General features: G+C 65.8%; 16 protein-coding genes. 13 read left to right on the forward strand and 3 right to left on the reverse strand.

Annotation, left to right across the window (positions count from 1 at the left end):
• The first annotated feature begins 4 nt into the window (after positions 1-4).
• Together fabB and R2C4_RS14665 are read left to right on the forward strand one after the other, a co-directional pair.
• Positions 5-1,234 (forward strand): beta-ketoacyl-ACP synthase I, encoded by a 1,230-nt coding sequence (gene fabB / locus R2C4_RS14660; RefSeq protein ID WP_141891209.1) that lies wholly within the window; start codon positions 5-7, stop codon positions 1,232-1,234.
• A 6-nt stretch (positions 1,235-1,240) separates the two neighbouring features.
• The gene (locus R2C4_RS14665; RefSeq protein ID WP_141891210.1) at positions 1,241-2,032 is read left to right on the forward strand and encodes an enoyl-ACP reductase FabI; all 792 of its coding nucleotides are present in this window, start codon (positions 1,241-1,243) and stop codon (positions 2,030-2,032) included.
• 268 nt (positions 2,033-2,300) lie between these two features.
• Here R2C4_RS14665 and R2C4_RS14670 read toward each other — a convergent pair whose 3' ends face one another.
• Positions 2,301-2,729 (reverse strand): FKBP-type peptidyl-prolyl cis-trans isomerase, encoded by a 429-nt coding sequence (locus R2C4_RS14670; RefSeq protein WP_141891211.1) that lies wholly within the window; start codon positions 2,727-2,729, stop codon positions 2,301-2,303.
• Between the two features lie 137 nt (positions 2,730-2,866).
• On the opposite strand from R2C4_RS14670, the gene R2C4_RS14675 reads away from it, so the two are divergent.
• The 11 genes from R2C4_RS14675 (at position 2,867) to R2C4_RS14725 (ending at position 12,864) form a co-directional block, all read left to right on the forward strand.
• Positions 2,867-3,553: a haloacid dehalogenase type II gene (locus R2C4_RS14675; RefSeq protein WP_141891212.1), complete on the forward strand. Its 687-nt coding sequence runs from the start codon at positions 2,867-2,869 to the stop codon at positions 3,551-3,553.
• 8 nt (positions 3,554-3,561) lie between these two features.
• Positions 3,562-4,392, forward strand: a complete 831-nt coding sequence (locus R2C4_RS14680; RefSeq protein WP_141891213.1) for an alpha/beta fold hydrolase — start codon at positions 3,562-3,564, stop codon at positions 4,390-4,392.
• The gene (locus tag R2C4_RS14685; protein ID WP_141891214.1) at positions 4,389-5,366 is read left to right on the forward strand and encodes a threonine ammonia-lyase; all 978 of its coding nucleotides are present in this window, start codon (positions 4,389-4,391) and stop codon (positions 5,364-5,366) included. Before R2C4_RS14680 ends, R2C4_RS14685 begins: the two co-directional genes overlap by 4 nt.
• Positions 5,367-5,409: 43 nt before the next feature.
• Positions 5,410-6,606 (forward strand): endonuclease/exonuclease/phosphatase family protein, encoded by a 1,197-nt coding sequence (locus R2C4_RS14690; protein WP_141891215.1) that lies wholly within the window; start codon positions 5,410-5,412, stop codon positions 6,604-6,606.
• A gap of 132 nt (positions 6,607-6,738) precedes the next feature.
• Complete coding sequence (pcaD, locus tag R2C4_RS14695; RefSeq protein ID WP_141891216.1) at positions 6,739-7,530, forward strand: 3-oxoadipate enol-lactonase; 792 nt, start codon at positions 6,739-6,741, stop codon at positions 7,528-7,530.
• Positions 7,523-8,233 carry an alpha/beta fold hydrolase gene (locus tag R2C4_RS14700; protein ID WP_141891217.1) on the forward strand — a complete coding sequence of 237 codons (711 nt, stop codon included), beginning with the start codon at positions 7,523-7,525 and terminating at the stop codon, positions 8,231-8,233. Before pcaD ends, R2C4_RS14700 begins: the two co-directional genes overlap by 8 nt.
• On the forward strand, positions 8,233-9,570 hold the full coding sequence (locus R2C4_RS14705; RefSeq protein ID WP_141891218.1) for a class-II fumarase/aspartase family protein: 1,338 nt from the start codon (positions 8,233-8,235) through the stop codon (positions 9,568-9,570). Before R2C4_RS14700 ends, R2C4_RS14705 begins: the two co-directional genes overlap by 1 nt.
• Before the next feature lie 169 nt (positions 9,571-9,739).
• A complete protein-coding gene (locus R2C4_RS14710) occupies positions 9,740-10,828 on the forward strand; it encodes a Zn-dependent alcohol dehydrogenase (RefSeq protein WP_141891219.1) in 1,089 nt (362 codons plus the stop codon).
• A gap of 24 nt (positions 10,829-10,852) precedes the next feature.
• Positions 10,853-11,221, forward strand: coding sequence for a hypothetical protein (locus R2C4_RS14715; RefSeq protein WP_141891220.1), 369 nt, complete (start codon positions 10,853-10,855; stop codon positions 11,219-11,221).
• Positions 11,222-11,224: 3 nt separating this feature from the next.
• A complete protein-coding gene (locus R2C4_RS14720; RefSeq protein WP_141891221.1) occupies positions 11,225-12,457 on the forward strand; it encodes a mandelate racemase/muconate lactonizing enzyme family protein in 1,233 nt (410 codons plus the stop codon).
• Between the two features lie 122 nt (positions 12,458-12,579).
• Complete coding sequence (locus R2C4_RS14725; protein ID WP_058285005.1) at positions 12,580-12,864, forward strand: ArsR/SmtB family transcription factor; 285 nt, start codon at positions 12,580-12,582, stop codon at positions 12,862-12,864.
• A gap of 140 nt (positions 12,865-13,004) precedes the next feature.
• Here R2C4_RS14725 and R2C4_RS14730 read toward each other — a convergent pair whose 3' ends face one another.
• Together R2C4_RS14730 and R2C4_RS14735 are read right to left on the reverse strand one after the other, a co-directional pair.
• Entirely contained in the window at positions 13,005-13,853 is an 849-nt protein-coding gene (locus R2C4_RS14730; RefSeq protein WP_141891222.1) for a fumarylacetoacetate hydrolase family protein, read from the reverse strand.
• A gap of 32 nt (positions 13,854-13,885) precedes the next feature.
• Entirely contained in the window at positions 13,886-16,831 is a 2,946-nt protein-coding gene (locus R2C4_RS14735) for an ABC transporter transmembrane domain-containing protein (protein WP_208764495.1), read from the reverse strand.
• Positions 16,832-17,046: the final 215 nt, after the last annotated feature.

Here is a 17,046-nt window from a genome sequence, read left to right on the forward strand (position 1 = left end):
GCACATGCGCCGCGTCGTCGTCACCGGTCTGGGGATTGTCTCCTCCATCGGGAACAATGCCGAAGAAGTCACAGCCTCGCTGAAAGCCGGTAAGTCCGGCATCGTTGCCAGCCCGGAAATGGCCGAGCACGGTTTCCGCAGCCAAGTGGCCGGCACGCTCAAGATTGATGTGGCTGAGCATGTGGACAAGCGCGCCCTGCGTTTCATGGGCCCCGGTGCGGCCTATGCCCATATCGCCATGAGCCAGGCGATTGCCGATGCGGGCCTCAGCGAAGATCACGTGGTGAACGAGCGCACTGGTCTGGTGGCCGGGTCCGGCGGCCCGTCCACCTCGGCCATGCTGGCGGCGCATCAGACGGTGCTGAAGACCGGCGCAACCAAACGCATCGGCCCGTTTGCGGTGCCGAAGTGCATGTCCTCGACCATCTCGGCCAACCTGGCGACCGCGTTCAAGATCAAGGGCATCAACTACTCGATCACCTCGGCCTGCTCCACCTCGCTGCACTGCATCGGCAATGCGGCCGAGCAGATCATGATGGGCAAGCAGGATGTGATGTTCGCGGGTGGCGGCGAGGAGTTGGACTGGACGCTGAGCTGCCTGTTCGATGCGATGGGGGCGATGTCCTCCAAGAAGAACGACGCGCCGGAAAAAGCCTCCCGCGCCTTCGACAAGGACCGCGACGGGTTCGTGATCTCCGGCGGCGGCGGCATCGTGGTGCTGGAAGAGCTGGAGCACGCCAAGGCCCGCGGCGCCAAGATCTATGCCGAGGTGACCGGCTTCGCTGCAACCTCTGACGGCCATGACATGGTGGCGCCCTCCGGCGAGGGCGGCGAGCGGGCAATGCGGCTGGCGCTGGCCACCCTGCCCGAAGGCCGCAAGGTGGATTACATTAACGCACACGGCACCTCGACCCCGGTCGGCGATGTCGGCGAGGTTGAAGCCGCGCGCCGGGTGTTCGGCGAGGGCAAGGTGCCGCCGATTTCCTCCACCAAGTCGATGACCGGCCACGCCCAGGGCGCTGCCGGCGCGCTGGAGGCAATCTTCTGCCTCCTGATGCTGGACAACGACTTCATCACGCCGTCGATCAACGTCGACACCCTCGCCGAAGGCATCCTGCCGGGCGAGATTGCCACCAGCATGGTGGAAAACGCCGGCCTCGACTCGGTGATGACCAACAGCTTCGGCTTTGGCGGTACCAATGGCTCGATGGTTCTGAGCAAGTACAAGGGATAAGTGACGATGGCGGGACTTCTGACCGGCAAGCGCGGCCTGATCATGGGCGTTGCCAACGACCGCTCCATCGCCTGGGGCATTGCCAAGGCCATGGCGGACGCCGGGGCCGAGCTGGCCTTTACCTATCAGGGCGAGGCCTTCGGCAAGCGGCTGGAGCCGCTGGCCCAAAGCGTCGGCTCGGATTTCATGGTCGACGTGGATGTGACCGACGACGTCTCGCTGGACGCCGCGTTCGAACAGCTGTCGGCACGCTGGCCCACGATCGACTTCGTGGTGCATGCGATTGCCTATTCGGACAAGTCGGAGCTGACCGGGCGGTTCCTGAACACCACCCGCGCCAACTTCAAGAACTCGATGGATATCTCCGCCTATTCCTTCATCGAGGTGGCGCGCCGCGCCTACCCGCTGATGAAGGACAACGGCGGCACCCTCTTGACCCTGACCTATCAGGGGTCGAACCGGGTTGTGCCGAACTACAACGTGATGGGCGTGGCCAAGGCGGCGCTGGAATCGGCGACCCGCTATTTGGCCAACGATCTGGGCCCGGAAGGCATCCGGGTGAACGCGATCTCGCCCGGGCCGATGAAGACCCTGGCGGGTGCGGCTATCGGCGGTGCGCGCAAGACCTTCAAGCACACCGCCCAGAACGCGCCGCTGCGCGATAACGCGACGCTGGAGGCGGTGGGCGGCACTGCCGTGTACCTGGCATCCGACGCCGGCGCCTGCACCACGGGCGAGGTTATCCGGGTGGACGGCGGCTTCCACGTGCTGGGGATGCCGCAGCAGGATCACCTGTAACCGCTTCCCCAAAGGCCCCTGTTCAAAAAAGGCGCTCCCCCAGGGGGCGCCTTTTTCTGTCTCTTCTCCAAGCTTCAAACAGCGCGCGCTGTTCTGCATCCGGCCTGCGGCGCTCTCCCGCCCGTCGCCGGGCTTCTGGCGAAGCCCGCTCCCGTTGGGCGTGGCACCGCGCTCTGCACGGTGCCACGCCCAACGCCGCCAAGCGTCTGCCGGCGCAGCCGGGGGACCTGCGGGCGCGGGAGCACTCCCCGCCCCCGCAGGTGGAACCTTAGTTGATAGACACCAGCTCGATGTCGAAGACCAGATCTTTGCCTGCCAGGAAGTGGTTGGCATCCAGCGTCACGGTCTCTTCGGTCACTTCGACCACGGTGACCGGCAGCACATGGCCGTCGGGGCTTTGCATTTGCAGCTGAGTGCCCAGATCCAGCGGGATGTCGGCAGGGATGCCTTCGCGCGGGATTTGCTGGCGTGCCTCGGGATTGATCGGGCCGTAGCCATCGGCGCAGGCGATTTCCAGCGTCTTCTTGCCGCCGGGCTCCATGCCTTCCAAACCGGCATCCATGCCGGCAATGACCTGACCTGCGCCCACGGTGAACTCCAGCGGGTCGCGCCCTTCGGAGCTGTCGAAAACGGTGCCATCCGTCAGCTTGCCTGTGTAGTGGATGCGCACGGTGTCGCCGTTTTTTACCCCGGTCATGAGACCTCCAATCGGTTGCGGGTTGATAAAGGGGCGCAGCCTAGCGCCCGCAGATGTGATGTAAACCCGTATGCGGGCAATTTCCGGCTTTGCCAGCCCGCCGCCTTCGTGCAACTCTCGCCGCAACGGAGGGAGCCATGCCGATTACCACCTGTATCTTTGACGCCTACGGGACCCTGTTCGATGTGGCAGCCGCTGCCCGCCAGGCCGCCGGCGAGCCGCAGTTTCCGCATCTGCAGGACAACTGGGCAGAGCTGGCCGGCCACTGGCGGCTGAAGCAGCTGCAATACACCTGGCTGCGCGCCATCACCGGGGCCCATGCGGATTTCTGGGATGTGACCCAGGACGGGCTCGACTGGGCGATGGAAGCCGCCGGGCTGGACGGTGACGCAGCCCTGCGCCAGCGCCTCCTGGATCTTTACTGGGAGCTTCAGGCCTACCCGGAGGTGCCCGCGATGCTGAAGGCGCTGAAAGACGCTGGATTGAACACTGCGATCCTGTCGAACGGCTCGCCTGCGATGCTGGACGGTGCGGTGCAGTCAGCAGGCCTGGGCAGCGTGCTGGACGACGTGCTGTCGGTGGAAAGCGCCGGCATCTTCAAACCAGACAGCCGCGTGTACGATCTGGTGGGCAAGCGTTTCGGCTGCGCCAAAGACAATGTGCTGTTCGTGTCCTCCAACGGCTGGGATGCGGCGGGGGCTGCGGGGTACGGCTTTGTCACCGCCTGGGTGAACCGGGCGGGGGAGCCGGTGGACAGGCTGCCCTGGAAACCCGCGCATATCCTGCCGGACCTCACCACAATTCCCGACCTTGCCAGGAGCTAGGCGCACCCATGGCGTACTTTGAAACTTCTGACGGGCTGCGGCTGTATTACACGGACAGCGGCGCGGGCCTGCCGCTCCTCTGCCTCGCAGGCCTCACCCGCGACAGCCGGGATTTCCGCTATTTCGCGCCACATGCCGGGCAGTACCGGATGATCACCCTGGACGCGCGCGGCCGGGGGCAGTCGGCGCATGATCCCGCCTTCGCGAACTACAACGTGCTGCGCGAGGCGCAGGATGTGCTGGAGCTGCTGGACCATCTGGGACTGGAGCGCGCCGCGGTGCTTGGAACGTCGCGCGGCGGACTGGTGGCGATGACGCTGGCGGCAATGGCCAAGGACCGGCTGGCGGCGGTGATCCTCAATGACGTGGGCCCGGAGATCCCCCCGGGCGGCATTGCCCGGATCATGGAGTATGTGGGCCGCCGCCCGGCCGCCAAAACCCATGCGCAGGCCGCGCAGTCGCTGGCGGCGCTGATGGCGCCGGCCTTCCCGGACGTGCCCGCGGCGCGCTGGCGCGAGGAAGCGGAGGCGTTCTATGACCAGAGCGCAGAGGGGCTAAGCCTGCGCTATGACCCGCGGTTGCGTGACGCACTGCTGGCGCAGGCCGAGGCTGGCCCGGCCCCGGATCTGTGGCCGCTGTTCCTGGCGCTGGAGGGGCTGCCCTGCGGCGTGATCCGCGGCGCGAACTCGGACATTCTGAGCGCCGGAACCTTCGCAGAAATGCAGCGCCGCCTGCCCGGCCTGCACGCTGCGGAGATCGCCGGACGCGGCCATGTGCCGTTTCTGGACGAGCCGCAGGCGCTCGCCCTCATCCATTCAGTTCTGGACCCCGTCAAATGACCTCAATTGCCATGATCGAAGCCGCGGCCGAGCGGCTGAAGGGCCATGCCCGCGTCACCCCGCTTTTGTCCTCGCCGTTTCTGGACGAGATTGCCGGACGCCGCGTGCTGGTGAAGGCGGAATGCCTGCAGCATACCGGATCGTTCAAGTTCCGCGGCGGCTGGTCGGCGGTCTCGGCACTGCCGGAAGAGACGCGCAAGCGCGGTGTCATCGCCTATTCCAGCGGCAACCACGCGCAGGGTGTGGCAGCCGCCGCCAAGGCGCATGAGGTGCCTGCCGTGATCGTGATGCCTGCCGACGCGCCCCGGCTGAAGATCCAGAACACCCGCGATCTGGGCGCCGAGGTGGTGCTGTATGACCGCGCGGGCGGCGAGAGCCGCGAGGCGGTGGGCGCGCAATATGCGGAAGCGCGCGGGCTGACCCTGATCAAACCCTATGATGAGCCGCAGGTGATTGCGGGCCAGGGCACCACGGGGCTGGAGATCGCGGAACAGGCCGCCGCTGAAGGCGTCACCCGGGCGGATGTGCTGGTCAATTGCGGCGGCGGCGGGCTGTCCTCGGGCATTGCGCTGGCGCTAGAGGCCCGCGCGCCGGGCCTGCGGGTGCGGACGGTGGAACCGGAAGGCTTTGACGACGTGGCCCGGTCGCTGGCGGCGGGCGAAATCTGCCGGAACCCCAGCCAGTCCGGCTCGATCTGCGATGCGATCCTGACACCGCAGCCGGGGGAGATCACCTTCCCCATTCTCAGCCGGCTGTGCGGGCCGGGGCTGGTGATCACCGAGGAGGAGGCGATGCGGGCGATGGCGATGGCCTTCCTGCGGCTGAAAATCGTGCTGGAACCCGGCGGCGCGGCCTCGCTGGCCGCGGCGCTGTTCCACCCCGGACGGCTCGCCGGCGCCGCGGTGATTGCGGTTGCCACCGGCGGCAATGTGGATGCGGAGCTGTTCCGGGAGGCGCTCTCGCGCTATGCTTGACCCCTGGCCGCGCGTTTCATGGCGCGGCAGTCAGGGGGCCGTCATGACACGCTTCACAATCGCCTCGTTCAACGTCAAGAATCTGATCGGACCGGAGCGGGAATACTACCGCTTTCAAAGCTACACGCCGGAGGAATACGCCTGGAAGGCGGATTGGATGGCCGACCAGCTGCTGACGCTCAACGCCGATATCGTGGGGTTTCAGGAGATCTTTGACGAAGCACCGCTGCGCCAGGTCATCGCCGAAACTGACCGGCGCGGGGCGGAGGCCAACGCCGCCAGCATCCCCGACCCTTCCAAACGCTATCACCGCAAGGCGGTTTTTCAGAAGCTGGCGTATGGCTCTTACGCCGAAGCGGAACTGGCCTTTGCCCCCAACCTTAACGACACCGGTGATCCGGGCGAGCGGCGGCCCGGACTGGCAGTGCTGTCGCGGTTCGGCTTTGCGGAGGATCCCGAGGTGATCCAGGACCTGGATCAGCCGCTGGACATCCCGATGGCCTGCCTGGGCGAGGAAGAGGACGCAGGTTTTTATACCCTGCGCCGGCTGTCGCGGCCGATCCTGAAAGTACGGGTGCCGGTTGGGGATCAGGTTATTACCGTGTTCAATTGCCACCTGAAATCGAAACTCGGCGAATACATCAAGCCGCAGGGCGCGCCCTATCCGCCCGAAACCGTGCTGACCGCCTATGATGCGGCGGGCCGGGCGATGGGATCACTGCGGGCGGCGCTGAGGCGGATGGGCGAGGCCTGGGTGCTGCGCCGCGCGGTGCTGGACGAGCTGGAGCAGGGCCGCCCGGTGATGGTGCTGGGGGATTTCAACGACGGCGAACATGCGGTCAGCAGCGAGATCATCGCCGGCGAGATGCCGTTCACGAACTACGCCTGGATGCTGCGCCATGACGCCCGGCACCCCGGCGACCGTTACAGTGCGGAGGAAGACAAACAGATCCGCGAGGACGTCGACCGGGTGCGGCTGCGCTCTGCCGAGAAGATGTTCCTGAAAAGGTCTTTGCGCAATGTGGTCTATACCACAGCCTTTGGCGGCGTGCATGAGAGTGCCGACCAGATCTACATGTCGCGCCATTTCGACCCGTCCTGGCCCGGTTCCATCGGGGAAATGCAGTATTACAGCGTCTTCAACGATCATCTGACCGACGGCAGCCACCCGGAAGCGCCTTACAACAAGCCCGCCTCCGATCACGCGCAGATCATGGCCCACATGGAGCTGCGCGGCTGAGGCGGGCCGGACAAACCGGTTTTTCCGGCCAATTTTCTTTGGAAAGAAAATTCCCCCGCCCGCGGCAGGCGGCTGGTTTACCTCGCCGCCTTGGCACAGGTAAAGTGCTGCGGAACAGCAAAGAGGCGCTCCATGCAGATTGCAGACCTGGGCGATGTCCAGCTTCATTACCGCATTGACGGGGACCCTGACGGCGCCCCCATCGTTTTTGCCAACTCGCTTGGCACCGACCTGAGGGTTTGGGATGCGGTGGTGGACCGGCTGCCTGCAGGCCTGCGCATCATCCGCTATGACAAGCGCGGGCACGGGCTGTCCTCCTGCCCGCCCTCGCCCTATTCGATGGGTGCGCTGGTGCGCGACGCGGAGCGGCTGCTGGATCACCTGCAAGTGCGCGACTGCATGTTTGTGGGGCTGTCGATCGGCGGCATGATCGCGCAAGGCCTGGCGGTGAAGCGGCTGGATCAGATCCGGGCGCTGGTGCTGTCGAACACCGCCGCTAAGATCGGCACCGCGGAGATGTGGAAAGAGCGGGTGCAGACAGTGCAGTCCGACGGCATCGAAGCGCTGGCCGAAGCGGTGATGGAGCGCTGGTTTGCCCGCGGCTTCCGCGCCACGCCAGAGCTGCAGCTGTGGCGCAACATGCTGGTGCAGCAATCCCGCGACGGCTATGCCGGCTGCTGCGCGGCAATTGCCGGCACCGATTTCTATACCCCCACCAGCGGGCTGCGGCTGCCCTGCCTGGGCATTGCGGGATCTGAGGACGGCTCCACCCCGCCCGATCTGGTGCGCGAGACGGTGGACCTGATCCCCGGCAGCCAGTTCCACCTGATCCGGCGCGCGGGCCACATTCCTTGCGTCGAGCAGCCGGAGGAATACGCGGCGCGGCTGACCGCGTTTCTGAGGGAGACCGGGCACATTGGCTGAGGTTCTTCTGATTCACGGTTCCTGCCACGGCGCCTGGTGCTGGCGCGATGTTGTCCCGGCGCTGGAGGCGCGCGGCCACACCGCCCGCACAATCACCCTGCCCGGCCATTGCGACGGGCGCGATCCGGCGGGCGTCACACTTGCAGAAACTGCCGAGGCGGTGCTGGCGGCCTCGACGCCGGACACCATTGTGCTGGGCCATTCCTGGGCCGGGTTTCCCATTTCCGCCGCGGCAGAGGCCGGTCCTGACAGGTTGCGCGGCCTGATCTACCTGTGCAGCTATATTCCGGTCAGCGGCCTGTCCCTGATCGGCATGCGCAAGGCCGGGCCGCGGCAGACGCTGACGGGCGCCACCAGCAAGAACGCGGCCGGCACCAGCTACAGCTTCGTGGCAGAGATCGCGCCGGAGCTGTTCTATCATGACTGCCCGGCTGAAACGGTGGAGTTCGCGTTGGAACACCTGTGTCCGCAGCCAATCCCGCCGCAGGACACGCCAATCCGGCTGGGCGACCGGTTCGAAGGCGTGCCCAAGGCCTATATCCGCTGCACGGAGGACCGGGTGATCCCGCCGGAATACCAGGCGCAGATGGCGGCACAGCTGCCGCCGCAGCGGGTCTTTGAAATGCAAACTTCCCATTCGCCCTTCTTCGCGGACCCAGAGGGGCTTGCGGATCTGATCGGGCACATCGCAAAGGACTTCTGATGGCAGGTTCGGTTTTTGACAGCCAGGTGTATGGCGGCCTGTTCGGCTGCGGCGAGGCCAGCCGCCTGTTTTCGGACAGTGCGGAGGTGCGCGCCATGCTGCTGGTGGAGGGCGCACTGGCCAAAGCGCAGGGTGACGCGGGCGTGATCCCGCAGGAAAGCGCCGCCGCCATCGCCCGTGCGGTGGTGGAAATCGCCGTCGACCCCGGCGTGCTGAAACAGCCCAGCGCGCAGAATGGCGTGCCGGTGCCGGGGCTGGTCGCCGCCTTCCGCGAGGAGATGAAAGCGCCGGAGCACGCGCAGTATGTGCATTGGGGCGCCACCTCGCAGGACATCATGGACAGCGCGCTGATGCTGCGGCTGCGCCAGGTTCTGGCGCTGGTGGAAGCAGACGTGAAGGCCGCTGCGGTATCGCTTGGCGCGCTAGCCAGAGCCCATGCGGACCTGCCGATGGCTGCCCGCACCTATGGGCAGCACGCCACCCCCACCAGTTTCGGGGCGGTGGCGGCGGGCTGGGGCACGCCGCTTTTGACCCTGCTAGAGGAGCTGCCCGCGCTGCGCCAGTCCTGCCTGCTCGTGTCCCTGTCGGGTGCAGCGGGAACGTCCAGCGCGCTGGGGCCAAAGGCAGCAGAGGTGCGCGCTGCGATGGCCAAGGGGCTGGCCCTGCAAGATCCGGGGCGCAGCTGGCACACCGACCGCACGCCGATCCTGCGGATCGCGGACTGGCTGCAGCGGGTGACGCTGGCCTTCGGCAAAACCGGCGAGGACTGCATCGCGCTGGCGCAAAGCGGCATTTCGGAGATTTCGCTGGGCGGCGCCGGTGCCTCGTCCACAATGCCGCAGAAGCAGAACCCGGTGGCGCCTTCGGTGCTGGCGGCGCTGGCGCGGCAGGGCAGCGGCTTGTTCTCTGTCCTTCAGGGGGCCTCGGTGCTGCAGCATCAGCGCGACGGGGCGGCCTGGTTCAGCGAATGGATGAGCCTGCCGCAGATCGTTCTGGGCGCGGCCAGCGCCGCAAAGACGGGCAAGGACCTGTGCGCGGGCCTGGCACCCGATCCGGAGGCGATGGCCGCCGCGCTCTCCGGCGGGCTGGGCATGATCCACGCCGAGGCGCTGAGCTTTGCCCTGGCAGAGCAGATGCCGCGGCCCGATGCGCAAGCGGCCGTGAAGGCGCTGTGCCGGGAGGCGCAGGCCTCGCAGACGCCGTTGCGGGAGCTGGTGGCGCGCGACTATCCGGATCTCGACGCGGCGGCGCTGTTTGATCCGGGGCAGCAGATGGGCCGGGCGCCGTGGGATGCCTTGCAGTTTGCCAAACGGGCTGAGGAGCTAGGCAGCCAGTAAAGGACGTTCAGGAGAGAACGCCTGTTCACGCTGCTCCTCATGGCCATCGGCTGCACAGTGTTTCAGTGCAGCGAGTCTTCCGTGACGTAATACCGCCGCCGGGCTGCCGTATTCCCGCTTGATGCAGCCAGGCCGCCGCGCCACCTTGCCTGAAACGGGGAGGAAAACCATGCAAACCATCAAAGCCGCCGTCTGCCATGCCTTCGGAGCCCCGCTTGTGATCGAACAGGTGAAGCTGGCCCCACCCGGCATGGGCGAAGTGGAGGTCACGCTGGACGCGGTTGCCATTTGCCACAGCGACATCTCCTATGCCGAAGGCGCCTGGGGCGGGCATCTGCCTGCGGTCTACGGGCATGAGGCCGCCGGGGTGATTACCCGCCTCGGCGGGGGTGTGCAGGGGTTTGCCGAAGGCGACTCCGTTGTGGTCACCCTGATCCGAAGCTGCGGCACCTGCCCGTCCTGCGCAGGCGGCAGGCCGGTGATCTGCGAAACGCCCTATGACGGTGTGAACGGCCCGCTGAAGACAGCCGAAGGCGGGCCGCTGGAGCAGGCCATGGCCTGCGGCGCCTTTGCCGAGAAGGTGGTGGTGGACCAGCGCCAGATCGTGAAGATCCCGGCTGAGATGGGCAAGGACGTGGCGGCGCTGATGTCCTGCGGGGTGATCACCGGCGTTGGCGCGGCGGTCAACGCCGCCCAGCTGCGGGCGGGGCAGGACGTGGTGGTGATCGGTGCCGGCGGGGTCGGGCTGAACGCCATCCAGGGCGCCCGCATTGCCGGCGCCCGGCGCATCGTCGCGGTGGACATGAGCCAGGAAAAGCTGGACATCGCCAAAGAGTTCGGCGCAACCCACGGGGTTCTGGCGACTGAGGACAAGCCGTGGAAGGCGGCCTTTCAGGCGCTTGGCGGCCGCGGTGCAGACGCGGTGCTGGTCACCGTCGGCGCTATCCCTGCCTACGAGCAGGCCCCGCGCTATCTGGCACGCGGCGGCAAGGCGGTGCTGATCGGCATGCCGCATTCCGGCGCCAAGGCCAGCTATGAGCCGGTGGTTCTGGCCGCCGTGGGACAGGGGCTGATCGGCTCCAAGATGGGTGATGTGGTGATCCAGCGGGACATTCCCTGGATGGTCGACCTTTACCAGCAGGGCCGCCTGAAACTGGATGAGCTGATCTCGGGCCGCTGGTCCCTGGAGCAGATCAACGAGGCCATTGCCGACACCAAGACTGGCTCTGCCAAGCGCAATGTGATTGTGTTTGACTGACACGCACAAACCGGAGCGCAGCCCGTGCTGAAATTCCTGACCAGCCTGTTCAAGCCTGAGCCGGTGAAACCGGCCCCGGCCACCTCGGACACGTCGATGCTGTTTGCGGTGGAGGAGATTGTCCCCTTCCTGACGCGGCTTGCGAACAACCCCCGTTTCGGCCTGCCGGGCGGGCTGGCGGCCTCGGTCGCCGCAGGGCTGCCGGACCTTGCCGAGCAGCAGAGCCGCCGCTGGCGCATCGACGGCGGCTTTGACACGGTGCCTGCGCATTTCGAAATTGAGGTGATGATGGAGCGCGGCGGCGAGGCAGATGTCACCTTCTTCGCCCCGCAGCCCGCGGTGGAGGAAATCAACAGGGAACTGGCCGCCTTTGATGCGGCGGCGGAGCGGTAGGTCATGAAGCTGCAAGACCTGGACGTCATCGTCACTGCCCCGCCTGCTCCCGGCTGGGGCGGGCGCTACTGGATTCTGGTGAAGGTCACCACCGAAACCGGTATCACCGGCTGGGGCGAATGCTACGCGTCCTCCGTCGGGCCGGAGGCGATGACCCATGTGATCCGGGATGTGTTCGTGCGGCACATGGCCGGGGAAAACCCCGAGAACATCGAGCTGATGTTCCGACGGGCCTATTCCTCGGGCTTCACCCAGCGCCCGGACCTGACGGTGATGGGCGCGTTTTCGGGACTGGAGATCGCCTGCTGGGACATCCTGGGTAAAGACCGGGGGCGTCCGGTTCACGCCTTGCTCGGCGGGCGGATGAACGAGCGCATCCGCGCCTATACATACCTCTACCCGCTGCCGCAGCATGATATGACCGCCTTCTGGACCTCGCCCGGAATGGCTGCCGAGGCCGCAGCGCAGAAAGTGAGCGAAGGCTACACCGCGCTGAAGTTCGACCCGGCAGGCCCCTATACCCTGCGCGGCGGACACATGCCTGCAATGTCCGACATTTCGCTGTCGGTAGCGTTCTGCAAGGCAATCCGCGAGGTGGTTGGCGATAAGGCGGATCTGCTGTTTGGCACTCACGGCCAGTTCACCACCGCAGGCGCCATCCGCCTGGGTCAGGCGCTGGAGCCCTATTCGCCGCTGTGGTTCGAGGAACCCACCCCGCCCGACAACATCGAAGACATGGCGCGGGTTGCCCGCAGCGTGCGCATTCCCGTGGCCACGGGCGAGCGGATGACCGCAAAATCCGAATTCGCCGCGGTGCTGCGCGCCGGGGCCGCAGAAATCCTGCAGCCCGCCCTGGGACGGGCCGGCGGCATTTGGGAAATGAAAAAGGTCGCGGCGATTGCCGAGGTCTTCAACGCCCAGATGGCACCGCATCTGTACGCCGGGCCGGTGGAATGGGCCGCGAACATTCACCTCGCCGCCTCGATCCCCAACATTTTGCTGCTGGAGACCATCGAGACCCCGTTCCACGACCAGCTGATCAAGGGCTCGATCCGGGTCGAAAACGGCTTTGTCACTCCGCCGGATGCGCCCGGGCTGGGCATTGATGTGGACGAAGCTCTGGCGCGCGCGCATCCCTTCACCGGCAGCGATCTGCACCTCAACATGCAGGAGGCCCCCTGCGATTATGCCAAGGGGAATGCCTTCGCCGGTGGCTCTCCGCCTATTGTGCAATGAAACGCAACTGCGGGGTGACTCGGCTGCCGGAAGTGGTCATGTTGCCGGCAAAAGACGACCGCAGGACCTGAGCATTGCCCCTTTCGCCCCAAGACGCCCTTCCCCCGGAAACCCCTCAGAACATGCAAGAAAGCGCCGCCGCCGCGGCTGCCTTCCTCAAGGCGCTGGCCCATGAGGGCCGGCTGATGATTCTGTGCCATTTAGGCGCGGGCGAACGGTCGGTCGGTGAATTGGAGGCGCTGCTGGACATGCGCCAGGCTGCGGTCAGCCAGATGCTGGCCCGGCTGCGCGAGGAAGGCCTGGTTGCCACCCGGCGCGACGGAAAAACGGTGTATTACTCGCTGCAGGATCCGAAGACAGAAGAAACCATTGCCCTGCTTTACAAGCATTTCTGCAGCGGCATCTGAGCGGCCGGGCAGCAGCCCGTTCTGAAACCAATGGCCTGCCCCGAAGCGGCAGCCGCGCTGCGCTTTGCGCAGCGCCACGCCCAACCGGAAGGGCGCATTCTGCGAATGCGCCGGAACGGGCGGGAGCGCCCCCCCTTGCCTCAACTGTCTGCGCGCACGGTTTGGGTCTGGACGCCCAGGCCCTCGATCTCCAGCCGCATCACGTCGCCCGGTTTCAAATAGACCGGCGCGGGCTTGATCCCCATGCCCACGCCCGGCGGTGTGCCGGTGGCGATCACGTCGCCTGGGTGCAGGGTCATCAGCTGGCTCAGATGCGCGATGATCTGCGCAACTGTGAACACCATTGTGCGGGTGCTGCCGGTTTGCCTGCGCTCGCCGTTCACGTCGCAGGTCAGCCACAGGGCCTGGGGATCGGGCACCTCGTCGCGGGTTACCAGCCAGGGGCCTACGGGGCCGAAGGTGTCGCAACTTTTGCCCTTGGTCCATTGGCCGGTCAGCTTAGTCTGAAAGTCGCGCTCCGACACATCGTTGATCACGCAATAGCCCGCCACGTGGTTCAGCGCCTCTGTCTCCGGCACATATTTGGCAGCGGTGCCGATCACCACGCCCAGCTCCACCTCCCAATCCGACGCCACCGAGCCGCGCGGCAGGATCACCTCGTCATTTGCGCCGGTAATCGAAGACGTGGCCTTGAGGAACAGAATAGGATGCTCCGGCAGCGCCATGTCCATTTCTTCGGCGTGATCGGTGTAGTTGAGGCCGATCCCCAGGAATTTGCCCGGTTGTCCGACACACGGCGCCAGGTCCGGCGTGCCCGGCACCAGCGGCAGCGTCTGCGGGTCCAGCGCGGCCAGCCGGGCCAAGGCCGCGTCATCCAGTACAGCCCCGGTGATGTCCGGCACATGCGCCGACAGGTCCCGGACCGCGCCTGCGCTGTCCAGCAGTCCCGGACGCACATCTCCACCAATGCGGTATCGCAGCAGTTTCATCAGTGTCTTCCCTGTTTCCTATTGGTTCCGGTTCAGTTGGAGACGTAGCCCGCCACCACCTGCAGCAGCTTGAAGGCGGTTGAGGCGTCGTTTTCGACGACCGCCAGGAATTCCTCCTCGCCGATCCGCAGGCAGCGCAGGTCGCTTTCCGCAATCATGCTCAGCGCCCGCGGCTCCTGCCGGATCAGGCCCAGCTCCCCCACCAGCCGGCCCGGGCCGACCCGGGCAATCAGCCGGTCCTCCCCGCCCTCTTGCGGCAGGTAAAGCCCGGCCTCGCCTTCGAGGATCATATAGGCGCCGTCCGAGGCCTCATCATCCTTGAGGAAAACCGCCTCGCCCTTGGCGGCCTCATACCAGCGCGCGCCAAAGGCCAGCAGGCGCAGCTGGCGGCGGTTCAGGCCAGAGAACAGTTCCGTCTGCTCCAGCGCCCGCAGCTTGCGGGCAAGGTCCTGGCTGGCCGCCCCCTCGCTTGCCGCCACTGCCTGCGCCTCGTCGCTGACCAGGCGTCCCTGTCGCATTTCATAGAACACGTCGAACACATCGGGATTCTGGAAACCGGACGCCAGGTAAATCAACGTGGTGTCCGGCAGCAGCTTGCGCAAGTTCTTATGCACCGCCACCCGGGTTTCGAGGTCATAGCTTGCCATGGCGGTATCCAGGATCAGGATGTCCGGCCGCTTGATGGTGGCCCGGCAGAAGGCCAGCGGCTCGGCAAAGCTGGCCGCCAGCCCCTGCCCGCCGACGGCGATCGGCATGTCGAAGATCAGCTCCACCACCTTGTCGCGCAGGCCTTCGCGCACCATCAGATCGGAAACCAGCTTGCGCACCTCATCCGCCTTGGAGCCGGCCGCATCCGAAATTTTGCCGAACAGCGCGTTTTCCAAAACCGTCAGGGTGGGGGCGAAACTGTCCCTGGAGAACGGTACGAAGCTGGACCCCAGCGAGTCCAGGAGGCTCTGCCCGTGGCTGCGGCGGAAGCCCAGGATTCGCTCTTTCATCCCGTCCTCGAAAGCCGGGCCAATCTGTTCGGCAGAAATGGTGAAAGGCACGATCAGCAGCTGCGCCAGTTCTTCGCGGCTGAGCTTTGCGGCATTGCCGGAACCTTGCCGGTCCATGAGTGCAATCGCCGCCTCATAGGCCTCCACATCCAGCCCCAGCTTACGGAACAGCGGGTGACCGGTGCCATCCATGCCGAAGATCTGCCGCAGCATTTCCACCACATCGCGAGTCAACGACACCAGCCCCTCGTCCAGCCCCAGCTGTTTGAGCTGGGCCAGGAACTCCGCGTGACGCAGCAGCGTTTCAACCGTCATCGCCTCCTGGGATGCGGCAAACAGCAGGTTCTCCGCGACCGGCAGCGCCGGGTTGTAGCTGTCTGCGTCCAGAAACCGCACATGCACGTCCAAGCCCGCGTCCTCGATGGCCTGGCGCACAGCAGGACGCAGCCTGACCAGCTGGTCTGCCAGGCCCGGGTGGTTGGGGGCCTCGAAGAACTGGTCGATGCCGCGGCGGAACAGTGCAGTGTCGGACCCTATCCCTTCCACCAGTTTCAGCCACCAGCCCCGCAGCTCCTCCTCGCTCGTGAACCCGGCCAGTTCGGGATCCAGCCAGCGCGCGTCAAAGGGATCGGGGCTGTTGCCTGCGCGGATGGCAGTGTCCAGCCGCTCCAGGTCTTGGCCCTGGTCCAGCGGGCGCAGCCGCATCGGCATCATCACATTGTCGCCGAACGAGCCCTGGAACAGAACCGGCCGCGAGGTGGCATAGCCGATCCGCGCCGCCAGCGTGGCCTGGTGCAGGCTGCTGAGGTTCTGATCCGCGACCGTGACGGTGCCGGAGGACGGCAGGATTTCCCGGGTCAGCAGTTCCGCCAGGGCGCGCCTGTCTTCCTCCGAGGGGGCGGCAATCCCGATCACCTGCCCGGCGGGGAAGGCCGCGCTCAATTCTTCCAGCACAAGGTTTCCATCGGCGTCCCGCACGGTGACGGAGTCCAGCACAATATCGCCGTTGAGATGCGACAGCTCCTCCGGCTCGCCGGTCATCAGCTGCTCGCCGACCATCCCCTGCGGCGCAAAACGTTCCAGGACCACGTCCCAGCGCAAGCTCATGTCCTGGGTCTGGTTGTAATAGGCCAGAAGCTCTTTCCAGGGGGCGGCGAGATCCTTGTAGGCAGCCAGCGCCGCCACCAGCGCCCCCAGCGAGACCTTACCCTGCAAAACGAGGTAGCCGCCGATTGCGTAGAAAAAGAACGGCGTCAGCTGGGTGATGAAGTTGTTGAGGAACTTCATGAAGAATTTCTTCTGGTAGATCTGGAAGCGGATATCATACAGCCACCCCAGCCGGTCGGTGATCACCGCCATCCGGTAGCGCCAGCCGCCGTTGATCCTGAGCGTCGCGGCCCCCGCGGCGCTTTCGCCGATCTCGGTCGCGAGGGCGCGCACCTGTTTGATCCGTTTCTTGTTCAGCTGGTTGATCTGCCGCTGCAGCATCGGGATCAGCCAGCCTTGCACCGGAATGAGCGCAATCGCCGCCATCCCGAACCAGAAGTTCTGCAGGAACAGAAAGAACAGGATGGTCAGCATTTGGCCCGCCTGCAGCACCGGCTGGCTGACCGCATCCCCCATCAGCCCGCCCATCGGTTCCGACTCCGAGGTCACCATCGACACCAGTTCGCCCTGGCTGACGCGCTCAAAATACGGTTGCGGAAACCGCAGGACCCGGGCGATCAGCTGATAGCGGAAGCGGCGCAGCATCCGCTCGGCCAGCACCCCTTTCATGGTGTTGATGCGCATTTTCAGCAGCCCGTGGCACAGCACCGACACCAGGAAGGCGCCGCACAGGATCCACAGAAAGGTCAGCTGGTCAAAACTGTATCCCAGCACGGTGACGATATCGGTTTCCGAGCCGATGGCATCATTGATGATCCGCTTGGGCAGCTCCAGTGTCAGATACAGCAGCGGGAACAGGCAGGCGGTGACCATCAGCAGCACCAGCTGATCGCGTTTCGAGTATTTCCAGATGAAACGGAACAGAGAGCGTTCGATGGGAAAGCTCCATCAATGGCGGCTTCGGGTGTGGTCTGCCTTATGGGTAGCGCGGTTTGACGGGCACAGGCAATGGGCAGAAACCCGCTTTGTCCCGTTACGGCACCCTGCGGGCACGGCATTTGCCAGGCGGCGAAAAACCCGTAAGGTTC

The sequence above is a fragment of the Leisingera aquaemixtae genome (assembly GCF_006740765.1).
GTDB lineage: Bacteria > Pseudomonadota > Alphaproteobacteria > Rhodobacterales > Rhodobacteraceae > Leisingera > Leisingera aquaemixtae.

Coding starts and splice junctions, on each gene's coding strand:
- fabB (WP_141891209.1), top strand. CDS start 5: ATGCGCCGCGTCGTCGTCACCGGTCTGGGGATTGTCTCCTCCATCGGG.
- R2C4_RS14665 (WP_141891210.1), top strand. CDS start 1,241: ATGGCGGGACTTCTGACCGGCAAGCGCGGCCTGATCATGGGCGTTGCC.
- R2C4_RS14670 (WP_141891211.1), bottom strand. CDS start 2,729: ATGACCGGGGTAAAAAACGGCGACACCGTGCGCATCCACTACACAGGC.
- R2C4_RS14675 (WP_141891212.1), top strand. CDS start 2,867: ATGCCGATTACCACCTGTATCTTTGACGCCTACGGGACCCTGTTCGAT.
- R2C4_RS14680 (WP_141891213.1), top strand. CDS start 3,562: ATGGCGTACTTTGAAACTTCTGACGGGCTGCGGCTGTATTACACGGAC.
- R2C4_RS14685 (WP_141891214.1), top strand. CDS start 4,389: ATGACCTCAATTGCCATGATCGAAGCCGCGGCCGAGCGGCTGAAGGGC.
- R2C4_RS14690 (WP_141891215.1), top strand. CDS start 5,410: ATGACACGCTTCACAATCGCCTCGTTCAACGTCAAGAATCTGATCGGA.
- pcaD (WP_141891216.1), top strand. CDS start 6,739: ATGCAGATTGCAGACCTGGGCGATGTCCAGCTTCATTACCGCATTGAC.
- R2C4_RS14705 (WP_141891218.1), top strand. CDS start 8,233: ATGGCAGGTTCGGTTTTTGACAGCCAGGTGTATGGCGGCCTGTTCGGC.
- R2C4_RS14710 (WP_141891219.1), top strand. CDS start 9,740: ATGCAAACCATCAAAGCCGCCGTCTGCCATGCCTTCGGAGCCCCGCTT.
- R2C4_RS14720 (WP_141891221.1), top strand. CDS start 11,225: ATGAAGCTGCAAGACCTGGACGTCATCGTCACTGCCCCGCCTGCTCCC.
- R2C4_RS14725 (WP_058285005.1), top strand. CDS start 12,580: ATGCAAGAAAGCGCCGCCGCCGCGGCTGCCTTCCTCAAGGCGCTGGCC.
- R2C4_RS14730 (WP_141891222.1), bottom strand. CDS start 13,853: ATGAAACTGCTGCGATACCGCATTGGTGGAGATGTGCGTCCGGGACTG.
- R2C4_RS14735 (WP_208764495.1), bottom strand. CDS start 16,831: ATGGTCACCGCCTGCCTGTTCCCGCTGCTGTATCTGACACTGGAGCTG.